Source organism: Ideonella azotifigens (assembly GCF_021043325.1).
Classification (GTDB): Bacteria; Pseudomonadota; Gammaproteobacteria; order Burkholderiales; family Burkholderiaceae_C; genus Ideonella; species Ideonella azotifigens.
Map to the genome: position 1 here is coordinate 176,968 of NZ_JAJNKD010000001.1, position 15,587 is coordinate 192,554.

General features: G+C 70.0%; 15 protein-coding genes. 12 read left to right on the forward strand and 3 right to left on the reverse strand.

Features of this window, described 5'->3' with window-relative positions:
* Positions 1-3: 3 nt before the first annotated feature.
* The 8 genes from LRH25_RS00765 (at position 4) to LRH25_RS00800 (ending at position 11,058) form a co-directional block, all read left to right on the forward strand.
* Positions 4-1,080 carry a TraB/GumN family protein gene (locus LRH25_RS00765; protein WP_231010021.1) on the forward strand — a complete coding sequence of 359 codons (1,077 nt, stop codon included), beginning with the start codon at positions 4-6 and terminating at the stop codon, positions 1,078-1,080.
* 22 nt (positions 1,081-1,102) lie between these two features.
* On the forward strand, positions 1,103-1,768 hold the full coding sequence (locus tag LRH25_RS00770) for a PhaM family polyhydroxyalkanoate granule multifunctional regulatory protein (protein ID WP_231010022.1): 666 nt from the start codon (positions 1,103-1,105) through the stop codon (positions 1,766-1,768).
* 35 nt (positions 1,769-1,803) lie between these two features.
* Positions 1,804-3,009, forward strand: coding sequence for an FIST signal transduction protein (locus LRH25_RS00775; RefSeq protein WP_231010023.1), 1,206 nt, complete (start codon positions 1,804-1,806; stop codon positions 3,007-3,009).
* Positions 3,010-3,207: 198 nt separating this feature from the next.
* Positions 3,208-4,713 carry an FAD-linked oxidase C-terminal domain-containing protein gene (locus tag LRH25_RS00780; protein WP_141291408.1) on the forward strand — a complete coding sequence of 502 codons (1,506 nt, stop codon included), beginning with the start codon at positions 3,208-3,210 and terminating at the stop codon, positions 4,711-4,713.
* Between the two features lie 152 nt (positions 4,714-4,865).
* Positions 4,866-6,005, forward strand: a complete 1,140-nt coding sequence (gene glcE / locus LRH25_RS00785) for a glycolate oxidase subunit GlcE (protein WP_231010251.1) — start codon at positions 4,866-4,868, stop codon at positions 6,003-6,005.
* Positions 6,006-6,012: 7 nt separating this feature from the next.
* The gene (gene glcF / locus LRH25_RS00790) at positions 6,013-7,299 is read left to right on the forward strand and encodes a glycolate oxidase subunit GlcF (protein WP_231010024.1); all 1,287 of its coding nucleotides are present in this window, start codon (positions 6,013-6,015) and stop codon (positions 7,297-7,299) included.
* A gap of 258 nt (positions 7,300-7,557) precedes the next feature.
* Positions 7,558-8,301, forward strand: a complete 744-nt coding sequence (locus LRH25_RS00795) for a substrate-binding periplasmic protein (RefSeq protein ID WP_231010025.1) — start codon at positions 7,558-7,560, stop codon at positions 8,299-8,301.
* Between the two features lie 12 nt (positions 8,302-8,313).
* Positions 8,314-11,058, forward strand: a complete 2,745-nt coding sequence (locus LRH25_RS00800; protein ID WP_231010026.1) for an ATP-binding protein — start codon at positions 8,314-8,316, stop codon at positions 11,056-11,058.
* Positions 11,059-11,079: 21 nt separating this feature from the next.
* Here LRH25_RS00800 and LRH25_RS00805 read toward each other — a convergent pair whose 3' ends face one another.
* Positions 11,080-12,159, reverse strand: coding sequence for an ABC transporter substrate-binding protein (locus tag LRH25_RS00805; protein WP_170201028.1), 1,080 nt, complete (start codon positions 12,157-12,159; stop codon positions 11,080-11,082).
* Between the two features lie 8 nt (positions 12,160-12,167).
* On the opposite strand from LRH25_RS00805, the gene LRH25_RS00810 reads away from it, so the two are divergent.
* The 4 genes from LRH25_RS00810 to LRH25_RS00825 all read left to right on the forward strand — a co-directional run bounded on the left by LRH25_RS00810 (position 12,168) and on the right by LRH25_RS00825 (position 13,896).
* The gene (locus LRH25_RS00810) at positions 12,168-12,413 is read left to right on the forward strand and encodes a hypothetical protein (protein ID WP_170201027.1); all 246 of its coding nucleotides are present in this window, start codon (positions 12,168-12,170) and stop codon (positions 12,411-12,413) included.
* Between the two features lie 105 nt (positions 12,414-12,518).
* On the forward strand, positions 12,519-13,019 hold the full coding sequence (locus LRH25_RS00815) for a helicase (RefSeq protein WP_141289988.1): 501 nt from the start codon (positions 12,519-12,521) through the stop codon (positions 13,017-13,019).
* 179 nt (positions 13,020-13,198) lie between these two features.
* Entirely contained in the window at positions 13,199-13,468 is a 270-nt protein-coding gene (locus LRH25_RS00820; protein ID WP_231010027.1) for a CopG family transcriptional regulator, read from the forward strand.
* Positions 13,465-13,896, forward strand: a complete 432-nt coding sequence (locus LRH25_RS00825; protein WP_141289987.1) for a TA system VapC family ribonuclease toxin — start codon at positions 13,465-13,467, stop codon at positions 13,894-13,896. The genes LRH25_RS00820 and LRH25_RS00825 overlap by 4 nt, the downstream gene beginning before the upstream one ends.
* Positions 13,897-13,947: 51 nt before the next feature.
* Here LRH25_RS00825 and LRH25_RS00830 read toward each other — a convergent pair whose 3' ends face one another.
* Entirely contained in the window at positions 13,948-14,955 is a 1,008-nt protein-coding gene (locus tag LRH25_RS00830; protein ID WP_231010028.1) for a GNAT family N-acetyltransferase, read from the reverse strand.
* A complete protein-coding gene (locus LRH25_RS00835) occupies positions 14,942-15,544 on the reverse strand; it encodes a helix-turn-helix domain-containing protein (RefSeq protein ID WP_141291982.1) in 603 nt (200 codons plus the stop codon). The genes LRH25_RS00830 and LRH25_RS00835 overlap by 14 nt, the downstream gene beginning before the upstream one ends.
* Positions 15,545-15,587: the final 43 nt, after the last annotated feature.

Genomic DNA, 15,587 nt, shown 5'->3' on the forward strand with positions numbered 1-15,587 from the left:
CGCATGGCCTTGCCGATCCGCCGCCTGTTGGCCCACAGCGCCCTGCTGCTTTCCGCGTGCTTCGGCTTGCCGGCAACCGCCGCCGATCCCGTTGCCGAGCCGCCCGCCTCGGCGCCTGCGCCAGCGGCGTCCCAGCCTGTCGACCCGGCCTGCCCGCCAGCACCGGTCGAGCCCACCGCCGAGGAAGTCCGCCAGGCCATGGCCCAGGCGCGCGACCATGGCCTGCTGTGGAAGCTCAAGCGTGATGGCCGCACCTCCTGGCTCTACGGCACCGTGCACGTCGCCCAGCGCGACTGGATGTTCCCCGGCCCTGCGGTGATGGCTGCGCTGCGCGGCTCGCAGGAACTGGCGCTGGAGCTGGACCTGCTGGACCCGCTGATCATCGAGCGCCTGACCGCGCTGACCCGCCAGCCGGCCGACGGCCCGCTGTTGCCCGCCGCGCTGGCCGAGCGCCTGGGCAAGGCCGAGCAGCAGGCCTGTCTCGGCGGCGCGCTGCAAGGCCTGCGGCCGGAGATCCGCGTGGCCACCTTGACCGCGCTGGTGCTGCGCAGCGAAGGCCTGGACCCGAGCTGGGGCGTTGACAACTTCCTCGCCAGCATGGCGCATGGCATGGGCAAGAAAGTGCACTCGCTGGAATCCCCGGAGCGCCAGATCAAGCTGCTGCTGGGCGACGACGCCGCGGCCCGCGCCACCATCGTTGGCGAAGGCCTGGACGAACTCGCCCAGGGCCAGGCCCAGCGCACGCTGCGCCGGTTGGTCAACGCCTGGGCCGCGAGCGACTACGCCACGCTGGCTTCCTACCCGCAGTGGTGCGACTGCCTCAACAGCGCCGAGCAGCGCCAGGCCATGCGCAAGCTGCTGGACGAGCGCAACGTGGCGATGGCCGCGGCCATCGCCCGGCTGCACCAGCGCGCGCGTGGCGTCTTCGTCGCCGTTGGCAGCCTGCACATGATCGGCCCGCACGGCCTGCCGGCGCTGCTGAAGGCGCGCGGCTACGAAGTCGAGTGGGTGAGCTTCACCGCGCCCCCGGGGCCGGGCGCAGAATCGGCATCGTCAGGCCGTGCGGCCCACTCGAAATAGAAACCAACAGGAGACAGCGCCCATGTCAGAAACCCCCTCGTTCATGAAGATGGTGCCAGGCTTCGAGTTCCTGCAAGGCATGGTCAAGAACGCCGGTGCCGCGATGCCGGCCATGGGCCAGTGGGTCGCGCCGACGCTGAACCTCGAAGAGCTGGAAAAGCGCATCAACGAACTTCGCACGGTGCAGTTCTGGCTGGAGCAGAACGCGCGCCTGCTGGGCACGACCATCCAGGCGCTGGAAGTGCAGCGCATGACGCTGTCGACGCTCAAGACCATGAACGTCTCGATGAGCGACCTGCGCGAGTCGATGATGCTCAAGCCGCAGGCCGCGGCGCCCAGCCGGGCACCCTCGGCGTTCGCTTCCGCTTTTGCCTCGCCACCACCACCGCCGCCACCGGCTGCGGCGGCGCCTGCGCCCGAACCTGCGGCTGCTGCGCAGGTCGAAGGGCCGCCTCCTGGCGTCGTGGACCCGATGCAATGGTGGAGTGCGCTGACCAAGCAGTTCGGTGAACTCGCTGCTTCGGCGATTGCAGAGACGTCGCGCCAGGCCGCCACCACGCCCGCGCCTGCGGCCGCCGCCAGGAAGACCGCCGCGCCGCGCAAGGCCGCGGCCCGCAAGCCTGCTGCGCCCAAGGCCGCAGCGCCTGCGCCGGCAGCCAAGGTCCGCAAAGGCCGGGCGGGCCCTTGAACCCGTTTGTGTTTCCCCCACGATGAATTGCCACCATGAATGACACCGGCTTGTCAGGCTTTCTGCAAGCCCATGCCACCCACCCCGACGCCCGCATGGCGCTGGCGCTGGTGGCCGCGCAACTGGAAGCCCAGCGTCAGCTGCGGCCCGAGTTCCGGCCCACCTTGGCGCTGATGTACCTGACCGAAGCCTACGCACGCCAGGCCGAGGCCTTGCTGGCCGATGCGCAGGCGCGCTGGCCCGGGCTCAGCGTGGTCGGCACCATTGGCACCGGCGTGGCAGCCTGTGGCGTGGAGTACCAGGACGAGCCGGCGCTGGTGATGCTGATGCTGGACCTGGCGCCCGCCAGCTTCCAGGTTTTCAACGGTCGCCGCCCGCTGGACGAAACCTGGCAGACCGGTGCCTGGAGCGCGCTGGTGCATGCCGACCCGGCCACGCCCGAGCTGGCCGAGCTGCTGGTCGAACTGGCCGAGCGCACGGGTGGCCGCTACCTGTTTGGCGGCTTGTCCAGCGCACGCCAGGTGCACACGCTGCAGCTGGCCGACGGCGTGTTCCGTGGCGGCCTCTCTGGCGTGGCCTTTGGCCGGGAGGTGTCCTTGCTGTCACGCGTGACCCAGGGCTGCGTGCCGCTGGGCCCGGTGCGCACCGTCACCCAGGCCGACCGCAACCTGGTGCTGCAGCTGGACGGCCAGCCCGCACTGCCGCTGCTGCTGGCCGACCTGGGTGTGGCGCTGACGCCGCCCGAGCCGCTGATGCAGCGCCTGCGCGCCACGCTGGCAGGCCTGACCGATGCCGGCGAGCAGGCGCGTGGCCTGGGCGGCCAGTTTGGCCAGCACACCCGCGTGCGCCACCTGATCGGGCTGGACCCGGGCCGCCATGCCGTCGCCGTGGCCGACCTTGTGCAGCCCGGCATGCAGTTGGCCTTCTGCAGGCGTGATGCCGACGCCGCGCGGCGCGACCTGGTGCGCATCTGCGCCGAACTGCGCGAAGAGGTCGAAGGCAGCGACGACCTCGAAGCCAGCGGCCTGGTCGGCCCCCGCCAGCGCATGGCCGGCGCGGTCTACATCAGCTGCACCGGCCGCGGCGGCGCCTTGTTCGGCGGCAGCTCAGCCGAACTGCAGCTGGTGCGCCACGCACTGGGCGAAGTGCCACTGGCCGGCTTCTTCGCCGCCGGCGAAATCGCCGGCCACGACCTCTACGGCTACACCGGCGTACTGACGGTGTTCACCACAGCAGCCTGAGCCAGGCCCTCGCCACCGAGTGCCGCGCCGCCGGGGATTCCCCCGATTTCAGTTGGCATTGTTTCGACCGGCCTGCCTGCGCCAGCGCAGTAAAGTCGGGTATCGCCCTTTTGCGGGGCGCCTGGGCACCAGGCTGGTGTCGACCAGCTGCTGCCAGCCTTTTGCTGCTGATGCCCTCTGACAAGGGGCTGCTTTGCGATGACAGCTGTGACCGATGGGGTTCTTGCCGGGACGGGGCCGGACCGGCGTGCCCGGCAGGCCGAGATCGTGGCGGCACTGCAGCCGCTGCTGCCTGCGCATGCGCTGCTGTGGCAGGCCGAGGACACGGTGCCGTATGAGTGCGATGGGCTGACGGCCTACCGCGAGCGGCCGCTGCTGGTGGCGCTGCCGGAAACCGAAGCGCAGGTGGCGGCGGTGCTCAAGGCCTGCCATGGCCTGAACGTGCCGGTGGTGGCGCGCGGCGCGGGCACCGGGCTTTCCGGCGGGGCGATGCCCCATGCAATGGGCGTGACGCTGGGGCTGGCGCGCTTCAACCGCATCGTGCAGATCGACAAGTACAGCCGCACGGCGGTCGTGCAATGCGGCGTGCGCAACCTGGCGATCAGCGAGGCGGTGGCGCAGCACGGGCTGTATTACGCGCCCGATCCGTCGAGCCAGATTGCCTGCACCATCGGCGGCAACATCGCCGAGAACTCCGGTGGCGTGCACTGCCTGAAATACGGGCTGACGCTGCACAACGTGATGAAGCTGCGCGGCTTCACCGCCGAGGGCGAGCCGGTGGAGTTTGGCGGCGACGCGCTGGACGCGCCGGGTCTGGATCTGCTCAGCGTCGTGGTCGGCAGCGAGGGCATGCTGGCGGTCATCACCGAAGTGACGGTCAAGCTCACGCCCAAGCCGCAGCTGGCGCGCTGCATCATGGCCAGCTTCGGCGACGTGCGACATGCGGGCGACGCGGTGGCCGCCATCATTGCCGCCGGCATCATCCCGGCCGGGCTGGAGATGATGGACAAGCCGATGACTGCGGCAGTGGAAGACTTCGTGCACGCCGGCTACGACCTGGACGCCGCAGCCATCCTGCTGTGCGAGAGCGACGGCACGCCCGACGAGGTCGAAGAAGAGATTGGCCGAATGAAAGCGGTGCTGGTCGGTGCCGGCGCCACGCGGCTGTCCGTCAGCGAGAACGAGGCCCAGCGCCTGAGGTTCTGGAGCGGCCGCAAGAACGCCTTCCCGGCCTCGGGCCGCATCAGCCCGGACTACATGTGCATGGATTCGACCATCCCGCGCAAGCGCCTGGCCGACATGCTGCTGGCGATTGCCGGGATGGAAAAGAAGTACCGCTTGCGCTGCTGCAACGTGTTCCATGCCGGCGACGGCAACCTGCACCCGCTGATCCTGTTCGATGCCAACGACCCGGACCAGCTGCACCGCTGCGAACAGTTCGGCGCCGACATCCTGGAGACCAGCGTGGCGATGGGCGGCACGGTCAGCGGCGAGCACGGCGTGGGCGTCGAGAAACTGAACTCGATGTGCGTGCAGTTCAGCCCCGAGGAGCGCGAGCAGATGCTGCGCCTCAAATCGGCCTTCGATCCGGCTGGCGTGCTGAACCCCGGCAAGGTCATCCCCACGCTGCACCGCTGCGCCGAATACGGCCGCATGCATGTGCGCAAGGGCTTGCTGGCCTTCCCGGAACTGGAGCGCTTCTGATGAGCGAGTCCTCATCGACAGAGATGAACCAAGCCACCGGCCCGGCATCGGATGCGGTGCCGCGTGACCTGCCGGCCGCCGTCGAAGCCAGCACCGAGATTGCTCTCGGCGCGTCGATCGCGGCCGAGGCCGGTGCGCCCAGCGTGCCGGCGATCGAGCCGGCGCTGCGCCGCATCCTGGACGTGGTGCGCGAGGCGGCGGCGCACGAGCGCGCGCTGTGCCTGCGCGGCAGCGGCAGCAAGGACTTCCTCGGCGGCCCGCTGCTGGGCGAGCCGCTGGACCTGCGGCCGCTGCGCGGCATCACCTCGTACGAGCCGACCGAGCTGGTGGTGACGGCGCGCGCCGGCACGCCGCTGGACGAGCTGGAAGCGGCGCTGGCCGAACACGGCCAGTGCCTGCCGTTCGAGCCGCCGCGGCTGGGGCGCGATGGCGCCGGCCAGCCGCTGGGCGGCACGGTGGGCGGCATGGTCGCCTCTGGCCTGGCCGGCCCGGCCCGCGCGGCGGCGGGCTCGGTGCGCGACCACGTGCTGGGCGCCTGCCTGCTGAACGGCCGCGGCGAGCTGCTGCGCTTTGGCGGCACGGTGATGAAAAACGTCGCCGGCTATGACGTGTCGCGCCTGCTGGCCGGCTCGATGGGCGTGCTGGGCGTGATCTGCGAGGTCTCGCTGAAGGTCTTGCCGCGCCCGCCCGCCACCCGCACGCTGCGCTTCGACATGGACCAGGCCAACGCGCTGCGCCACCTCAACGAATGGGCCGGCCAGCCGCTGCCGCTGCAGGCCAGCGCCTGGTGGGACGGCATCCTGGTGCTGCGTCTGGCGGGCGCCGAGGCGGCGGTGGCCTCGGCCGCACGGCTGCTGGGCGGCGAGGCCATTCCGCCGCCGCTGGCCGCGGGTTTCTGGGCCGGCCTGCGTGACCAGCGCGACGAATTTTTCCTGCACGCCGAGGCCGTCCTGGCGGCGGGTGACGGCGAGTCCACCGGCTTTTCGTTGTGGCAGCTGTCGGTGGCGCCGACGGCGCCGCGGCTGGAGCTGGCCGGCGAGACGCTGCTGGAATGGGGCGGCGGCCGGCGCTGGCTGCTGAGCCGCGAGCCTGCCGGGCGGGTGCGCGAAGCGGGGCTGGCCGCGCGCGGCCATGCCACGCTGTACCGCCGCGGCGCAGGCACCGCGGCACCGGACGACGGCGCCATCTTTGCGCCCTTGTCGGCCCCGCTGCTGCGGCTGCACCAGCAGCTCAAGGCCGCCTTCGACCCGCAGCGCATCTTCAACCGCGAGCGTCTTCATCCGCAGCTTTGAACGACCGATGCAAACCCACTTAGCTCCCGAATTCGCCGGCACGCCAGACGGCGAGGCTGCCGAGGCCATCCTGCGCAGCTGCGTGCACTGCGGCTTCTGCACCGCCACCTGCCCGACCTACCAACTGCTGGGCGACGAGCTGGACGGGCCGCGGGGCCGCATCTACCTGATGAAACAGGTACTCGAAGGTGCGCCGGTGACCGCGGCCACGCAGACCCACCTGGACCGCTGCCTGACCTGCCGCAACTGCGAGACCACCTGCCCGAGCGGCGTGCAATACGGCAACCTGGTGGACATCGGCCGGCGCATCGTCGAGCAGAAGGTCGAGCGGCCGGCGGGCCAGCGTGCGCTGCGCTGGCTGCTCAAGGAAGGGCTGACCTCGCCGGCTTTCGGCCCCGCGCTGGCCGTTGGCCGGCTGGTGCGCCCGCTGCTGCCGGCTGCGCTGAAGGCCAAGGTGCCGCCGCGCGCCGGCCCGCAGGCCCACCGCTGGCCTACGCGCCAGCACCCGCGCAAGGTGCTGATGCTGATGGGCTGCGTGCAGCCTGGGCTGATGCCCAACATCAATTCGGCCACCGCGCGCGTGCTGGACGCCGCCGGCATCCAGACCGTGGTGGCCGACGAGGCCGGCTGCTGCGGCGCGATCCGCAGCCACCTGAATGACCACGAGGGCGGCCTCAACGACATGCGCCGCAACATCGACGCCTGGTGGCCGCTGGTCGAGGGTTTGGGCGGGGACAGCAAGGTCGAAGCCGTCGTGATGAACGCCAGCGGTTGCGGCGTCACCGTGAAGGCATACGGCCATGCGCTGGCCGGTGACGCGGACTATGCCGACAAGGCCGCGCGCATCAGTGCGCTCACGCGTGACCTCAGCGAGCTGCTGCCCGACCTGGTGCCTCGGCTGCAGCCGCTGCTGCAAGGCCGGCTCACGCGCGAGCAGCAGGCGGCCGGCAAGCCGGTGCCGCTGGCCTACCACCCGCCTTGCACGCTGCAGCATGGCCAGCAGCTGCGTGGCGGCGTGGAAACCCACCTGGCCGCGCTGGGCTTCGACCTGCGCACCGCGCCGGTGGACAGCCACCTGTGCTGCGGCTCGGCCGGCACCTACGCCATCCTGCAGCCCGAACTGTCGGGCCAACTGCGCGAGCGCAAGCTCAAGGCCCTGGCCGGTGCGCCGGGCGACACCATCGTCTCCGGCAACATCGGCTGCATCCAGCACCTGGGCGCGACCAGCGCGCGGCCGGTGCGGCACTGGGTTGAGGTGCTGGACGATGCGTTGAGTGCCGCCATCGGCCAATGAAGCACCCGATGAACCTGACTTATTCACACGATCGCCCCCTGTTGGTGCGGCCCTGGCTGGCATAAAGTCGGGCGCAGCATTGCGGAGGGCGTGCAGGTGAGGCAGCAGCAGGATCGGCCATGCCAGCGCCGGGCAGGGTGGCACCAGGGGGTGGGCTTTTGGCTTGGCGGGATAGCGCTGGCCTTTGCAGGCAGCGCCTGGGCCGCAGGGCAGCCCACGGGTGAACCGGGCTCCGCCGCGTCCGCCGCCGCGCCTGCCGTGGCCCCGGCAGCCGGCCGCCCGGCCAAGCCGGACTGCAACCGCAGCTACAGCCTGGCGCTGCACGAGCACGGCCTGTTGTATTCGGCCCAGACCGGCCAGGGCATCGACCAGGACATGGCCGCCGAGCTGGCGCGCCGCAGCGGCTGCCGCATCAGCGTCTCGGTGATGCCCCGGGCCCGCATCTGGCAGCTGATCGAGGCCGGTTCGCTGGACTTCAGCCTCTCGGGCATCACCAATGAAGCCCGAGACAAGTACGCCGCCTTCGCCTGGTATTTCGCCAACCCCTACCACCTGCTGGTGCGCAAGGACGCGCATGTGCGCAGCATTGCCGAGTTCGAGCGCAACGACCGGCTGCGGCTGGGCGCCATCCGCAGCTTCCGCTACAGCCCGCAGGCCAACGAGCTGATGGACGGGCTGGCTGCCGACGGGCGCGTCAGCTATGCCACCGGGCTGGATCCGCTGTACGAGATCCTGCTGGCCAACCGGGTGCAGGCGCTGATCATCGAGCCCTTCGACTTCCCGATGGTCGAGGGCGGTCGCTTGCGCGAGCAGACCACGCTGCTGTCCTTCGGCGACCCGCCGGTGCCGCATGGGCTCATCATGTCGCGCCGCGCGCTGTCCGCCACCGAGCAGGCCGCCTGGCGCGCGCTGGTGGACGAGATGCGGGCCGACGGAACGGTGCAGCGCATCTTCGAGAAGTATTTCAAGCCCGACATGGCGCGCAGCCTGACCCAGTTCTGAGCTGCCCACCCGATGCCGCCGCCCTCGCTGTCCCGCTGGTTCCGACGCGCCAGCCATTGGCCGGGTCAGCGGCCGCGCGGCGACGCCGCGCAAGCCTGGTGGCTGCGCGCCGGCTGGTTGCCGCTGTTCGTCGGTGTGCTGTCGCTGGCGGTCACCGGCTGGCTGTGGCGGCATGAATACCAGGTCAGGCGCGAGCTGCTGCAGTCGGCCTTCCATGCCTCGCTGCGCCAGCTCAGCGGCCGCATCGACCAGCGCCTGGCCAGCTACGAGCAGATGCTGCGTGGCGCGCAAGGCCTGCTGGCCGCGAAGGGCCCGCTGAGCCCGCCCGAGTTCGAGCGCTACATGGATTCGCTGCTGGCGGGCAGCAACCACACCGGCCTGCGCGCGCTGGCCTATCACCCGGCGCCGGGCGTGCCGGCCGAGCTCGCTGGCACGCGCCTGTCAGCCCCCGGCCAGCCGGGCGACCCCGGCCATTTCGCCGGCAACCCCTGGCTGGACCCGCAGCTGCGCCCGGCCATGCTGCAGGCGCGTGACGCCGGCCAGGTTGCGCTCAGCGGCCGCGTGGCACTGGTGCCGCGCGCGGGCCATCCGACCGGCAGCGGCTTCCTGATGTTCCTGCCGGTCTACCGCGGCGAAGCGGGCTCCCGGCAGGACGGCGGGCTGGCCACGCCCGGCCTGGGCCTGGCGCCGGCCGCCAGGCAGGCGCGGCTGGTGGGCTGGGTCTGGGCCACGTTTTCGGTCGAGGACATGATGTCCAGCCTGTACGGCGAGCGTGTGCCCGGCCTGGGCTTGAGCCTCTACGAAGGCGTGACACCCGAGCCCGGTGCACTGATGTACCAGGCCAGCGGCAGCCAGCCCGACGAGGGTGGCGACGCCGTGGCCGCCAGCGCGCCGCCGGAGGACGAAGGCAGCGCGCCGATGGAAGCCCAGGAATACCTTGCGCTGGCCGGCCGCAGCTGGACCCTGGTGGTGCGCAGCGAGCCCGAGTTCGAGCGCCGCATGGGCGGCGGCGCGGCCCGCACCATTGCCGCCGCCGGCCTGGTCCTGAGCCTGTTGCTGGCGGTGCTCACCTCGCAGCTGCAGCGCGGCCGCGCCCAGGCGCTGCGGCTGGCGCGTTTTGCCACCGGCGAGCTGCGCGAGAGCGAGGCGCGCTACCGCCGCATTGTCGAGACCACCAGCGAAGGCATCTGGATGCTGGACGCCGAAGGCCGCACCAGCTTTGCCAACCCGCGCCTGGCCTTGATGCTGGGCTGGCCGCTGCGCGCACTGCAAGGCCAGCCGCTGGGCGACTTTCTCACGGCCGACAGCCCGCCGTTGCCACAGCTGCCGTGGCTGCACGAAGGCGCGCCCGCTCCCGGCGGCGACCAGACGGGCCCGGCCGCCGCCTTGCCCACGCTGCAATGCGAGCTCTGCCTGCGCCGGGCCGATGGTCAGCTGCTGTGGGCCGAGCTGTCGTTCAGCTGCATTCCGGCCGCGGCTGGCCAGCCGCCGGGGGCGCTGGCGATGGTCAGCGACATCACCGCGCGCAAGCAGGCCGAGCGCGAGCAGGCCAGGCTGGAGGCGCAGCTGCGCGAGTCGCAGAAGCTCGAAGCCATCGGCACGCTGGCCGGCGGCATCGCGCACGATTTCAACAACATCCTGGCCGCCATTCTCGGCAATGTCGCGCTGGCCCGCCAGCAGCTCGCGGCCGGGCAGGGCGAGCGCAGCGCACATGAATGCCTGGGCCGCATCGAGGAGTCCGGCAGCCGCGCGCGCAGCCTGGTGCAGCAGATCCTGGCCTTCAGTCGCCAGCAGGCGCCTGCGCTGCTGAGCCAGCCGCTGCAGCCGCTGGTCGAAGAGGCCGCCAGGCTGCTGCGCGCCACGCTGCCGGCCGGCGTGCAGCTGGAGTTGGCGCTCAGCAGCACCCCACTGCCGGTGCGCGCCGACGCGACGCAGATCCAGCAGGTGCTGATGAACCTCTGCACCAACGCCTGGCACGCGATGAATGGCCGCGGCAACGGGCGCAACAGCGGCCGCATCGAGATCGGCCTGGCCGCCCAGTCCCTCAGCGCGCCGCTGCCCGAGCGCCTGGCTGGCCTGGCGCCCGGCGACTACGCCAGGCTCTGGGTGAGCGACGACGGCTGCGGCATGTCGGCCGACACGCTGGCGCGCCTGTTCGAGCCCTTCTTCACCACCAAGGGCGTGGGCCACGGCACCGGCCTGGGCCTGGCCGTGGTGCACGGCATCGTGGCCACCCACCGCGGCAGCATCACGGTCGACAGCAGCCCCGGCGCTGGCAGCTGCTTCACGCTTTACCTGCCACTGGCCGATGAACCCGTCGCGCAGCCGCCCAGTGCGCCAGCTCCGGCGCCTGCCGGCACCGCCGGCCAGGGCGAACACGTGCTGGTGGTCGACGACGATCCTGCGATCGGCCTGATCGTCGAACGCCTGCTGCAAACCGCCGGCTACCGCGTCACCTTGTTCGAGCAGTCGCCTGCCGCGCTGACCGAACTGCGGCACAACGCTGCGGCCTACGACCTGCTGCTCAGCGACTTCAACATGCCCGAACTCTCGGGCCTGGAACTCGCCCAGGCCAGCGCCGAACTGCGCCCCGAACTGCCGGTCGTCATCAGCTCAGGCTACCTGTCCGACGAAGTGCGGCAGGCGGCCAGGGAGGCCGGCGTGAAGGCGCTGCTGCAGAAGGAGTTCAGCGTGGAGCAGCTGCCGGCGCTGGTGCGGCGGGTGCTGGACGAGCGGCCGAAGAGGCCGCCTGCTTGACCCGCAGCCTCGGCGGCAGGCTCAGCGCCGGACCTTGCAGTCCTCGGTCAGCACCGTCAGTTCAACAAAGCGCGGACCCGCGCGCTCCTGCGGCGAAAAGCCAACGCGCACGCCGCCGAGGTCCAGGTCGCGGAAGCTGTCCAGCGCCGCGGCCAGCTTGGCCGACGTGGGATTGGGGCCGGCCCGCTTGAGGCCTTCGACCAGCAGCTTGGCGTTCAGGAAGCCTTCCATGGCCGCGAAATTGACCGGTGGCGGCGATTCCATGCCTTTGCGCGATGCCTGGAACTCGTTGACCACGGCCACGCCGATGTTGGTCGGGTGCGGCACCACCTGCGAGATCGCCACGCCGCGGCACTCGCTGGCCAGCTCGGTGAAGAACTCCTGGCCGTTGACGTTGGACACCGCAATGAACTGCGGGTGGGACCCTCTGGCCCGCATCGCGCGGATGAACAGCGCGCAGCCCTTGGGCGTGCAGGCCATCAGCACGGCCTGTGGCTCGGCCGCGGCAATCTTCGCGACGGCAGGCGCCACCTGCATGTCCTGCCGGTTGAAGCTTGCCGAAGCGACCTCAGTCATCTTCTGCGACTTGATGGCTGTCTCGAAGTGGTCGCGAACTTCCTTGCCAAATGCGTCTTCCTGGAAGAACACCGCCACCCGGCTGATGCCCATGGTGCCGATCTGCTGCACGATCTTGGCCGCCTCGTCGGCGTAGCTGGCGCGCAGGTTGTAGACGTAGTCATTGCCCGGCTTGCGCAATGCGGCTGCCCCGGTGATCGGTCCCACCAACGGAATCTTGCGCTCCTGCACCATCGGCAGCACGGCCTGCACCGTGGGCGTGGAGCGGTAGCTGAACAGCGCGATGACGTTCTTGTCGTCGATCAGCGTCTTGGTGTTCTCCACAGCGAGTTTCGGGTCGCGCTTGTCGTCCAGCGAAATCAGGCGGATCTTGCTGCCGTTGACCCCGCCGCGCGCATTGACGGCCCGGAAATACGCTTCCGCGCCTTCCACGTTGTCCTTGGCGGAAGCCTCCCCCGAAAGCTCGGCCGACTGGCCGATCAGGATGTCACTGGCACGGGCCAGCGGCGCGGCGGACAACAGCATGGCGGAACATGACAACAGGCCTGCGTGCAGCAGCCTGGACAGGCGGCGGGAAAATGGCATTCGGCGCTTTCGATGAAATCAACCCCAGATCCGGCCGGCATTGTGGCTGCGACGCCATGCGAGGTGTTGGGCACGGTGTTGCTGGCAGGGAACATTCGGCCTCGGCGCCGCCGACATTCGCCATGCAAGGCAAATACGTGCTGGGGTTTGCGGCAGCGCATGAACGAGCTCATTTCTTGCCGTTCAATGTCTGAATCGATCTGCCAGCCTTCTTCTGTTGGGGCGGGCTTCGCGTCGACTTGACGGAGGCCGGCTCGCTCGATAAAACGAGCGCCAGTCGAAGACGGGAGGGAGCCGCATTGCGACAAGTCAGGGTGGGTGGCGCGAGCAAGGCCGAACTGCTGGCCCAGCTCGAGGCCGCAGGTGTGGCGCTCAACGAAGCCGGCAAATCGCTCTTTGCAGACGAGCGCTTCACGACCTCTGCGGTGACTTCGCTGCGGGAGGTCGTCGAGCTTGCCGTTGCCGAATTGGGCTTCGCCGAGGGGGCGACCTGGGCGCAAGTGATCGAGCGAGCGATGAGCCAAGGCCTGACGCCGTGCCCGCTTGAACTTGGGCCGCATCTCCGGCTCCAGTTCCTCGACCAGGCCGAAGGCTTTCTCGGGCAGCCGGTCACGCAGCACCGCGCGCCACCGGGCTCGCTGACGGTGGCGTCGCTGCCGATTGCTGAAGATGACGACACGCCCAAAGGCTTCTACCTGCGGCGGATCGAAGGGGTGCTGTGGCTGCGCGGCTACCGGTCCGGCGCCGATCACCTCTGGAGCCCGGAAGACCGCCTTGTCTTTTGCCGGGCGGGTGACTGAAGTCGTGACGCCCCCCCCGGCGTTTCTTCGCCGGGCTGGTGACTGCTTGCGCGATGGTGCGGGGCCCGGTCTTCATCGACTTGGCCCGGTTGCGTGACGACCGAAAGACAGTGGAGCGCGTTGTCCAACGCCTATCCGGAGCCAGCGCGTCCGATCACGGCCATTGACTGTGATGCGAGATGTATGATGCTCGGCATCAATCTTCGGAGGCGATCATGCGCACAACGCTAGCAATCGATGACGACGTGCTGGCTGCCGCGAAGCACTTGGCTGAGCGAGAGCAACGCAGCCTCGGCGAGGTCATCTCCTCGCTGGCGCGCCAGGGGCTGTCCCGTGGCAAGCGCGGTGGCGCAAGCGAGCGCAACGGCATCCCGTTGCTGCCGGTTCGCAAGGGCGGTCAAACCGTGACGCTTGAGTTGGTGAATCAGTTGCGGGACGAGCAAGCTTGACGCGCTATTTGCTGGACGTGAACGTCCTGATTGCGTTGATCGACCCCGCACACGTTCAACACGAATCGGTTCATGAATGGTTTGGCCGCTTGGGTCGAAAGGCCTTCGCGACCTGCCCCATCACCGAGAACGGACTGCTTCGAATCGTGGGGCATCCGAAGTACCCCAATTCACCTGGACCACCGAGCTCGGTGGTAGGGGCACTCACCGCCATGCGGAGCATGGCTGGGCACGAGTTCTGGGCCGACAGCATCAGCTTGGTGGACAGCGCAGGCGTTGATCCAGCGCTGTTGTCCAGCCATTCGCGCGTGACCGACAGCTACCTTCTTGCCTTGGCGCGGGCGAACAAAGGCAAGCTTGCAACCATGGACATGAAGCTGGCCTCCGAGGTGGTCGCCGACGGGCGAAAGTTCCTGGAATTCATCTGAGGCACAGGCTGCTGTGGACTGAGGCATCGCTTGCGGCAGATGACGTGGGTGTCAATCTTCCAGCGCCAATCCCAGGCACACCGATTCCGCCCGCCCGACATACCGCCCCCATGGCGCGCATTCCGTGAACCCCTGCGCCGCATAAAACCGCAGCGCCCGTGTGTTCGCGCGGCGGGTTTCGAGGCGCAGTTCGCGGAAGCCTTGGGTCCAGGCTTCGTGGCTCAACCAGGCCAGGACGGCTTGGCCGATGCCGCGGCTGGATTCGCTGGCGTACATGCGCTTGATCTCCGCGCAGCGGGTCGGCCCTTCTGCTGCGGGCAACAGGAGCGGGCGGAAGGCGCCGCAGCCGACGGCCTTGCCTTCGCCATTCCAGGCGAGGGCGAAGGCGCTGCTGGTGGGCGACCAGTCGGCCAGGCCGGCGCGGCCGTCTGAGCCGTACTTGCGCAGCAATTCTGCGGAGAGGGCGTCGAGCAGAGCTTGTGCTTCGAGCGCATCGGGTGTGCTGGGTCGAACCTGCAGCCCGGCTGCCCCCAGGCGCTTGAACATCACGCGGGTGGCGCCTGCGCCGCCTTCGGCCGTCTTGGCGTAGTCCGGGATGAAGCCGCAGCGCTGGTAGCCGCGCTGCCAGTACAGGCCTTCGGCGGGGCTGGCGCGCCAGGTGTCCAGCACGATCAGGCGCCGGCCGCGGCGGGCCACCTCGGCTTCGGCGGCGTCCATCAGCCGGCTGGCGATGCCGGCGCGGCGCGCATCCGGATGCACCATCAGCTTGACCAGGTCCACCCGGTGCGCGCCGTTTTCCGGCTGCTGCCAGACGACCTGCACGCTGCCGACCACGCGGCCCTGCTGCAGCGCCCACCAGCCGCTGCGCTCGCCACGCGCGGCCGCCTGGCTGCAGTTGCGCCAGAAGGCGAGCGCCGTCTCTTCGCTGGGCGTGTTGACCCAGCCGATGCTGGCGCCTGCGGCCACGCTGGCCTGTAGCAAGGCTGCAAGCTGGTCCAGTTGCACGGGCGTCAGTTCGGCCGGCCAAGCTTCGATGCGGGTGTCTTCAGCTGCTGACATGGCAGATCGCGATCAAGTAGTGGGCCGGCTCGCTGCCGGTGGACTGGAAGCGGGAGCTGCCCCACAGGCGGTAGCGCAGGCTGTCGCCGGGCTGCAGCGGGTGGGCCTGGTCCTGCAGCGTCAGCGTCAGGCCGCCGGACTGCAGCCACAGGTGGTGCTCCAGCCCCTGCACGCTGGGTTGCTCGTACAGCACGCTGGCGCCGGGCGGCAGCTCGCCCTCGATCAGCTCGCCGACAAAGCCCGCGCCGGGCGGCGAGACCATGCGGCGCCGGAAACCCGTCTCCGGGTCCACCCACAAGGCCTGCGCGCTGCGAGGCAGCGGCTGCACCGGCGCGTTTTCCAGCTCGGCCAGCAGGCGCGACATCGGCAGCCCGTACGCCGCGCACAGCCGGTTCAGCAGGCTGGCGCTCGGGCTGGTTTCGCCGCGCTCCAGGCGCGACAGCGTGGCCCGGCTGATGCCGGTGCGCTGCGCCAAGTCGTCCAGTGACCATTGCTGGCGCTGGCGCAGGCTGGCCAGGCGTTCGGACAGGCGCTGGTCCAGCGTGTCCTCGGTCGTGGTGTCAGGTGAGTTCTCAGAATTGATCGCCATTTCCCGATTGTGGAACAAATTCCATGAATTGGGAAATCCTCTC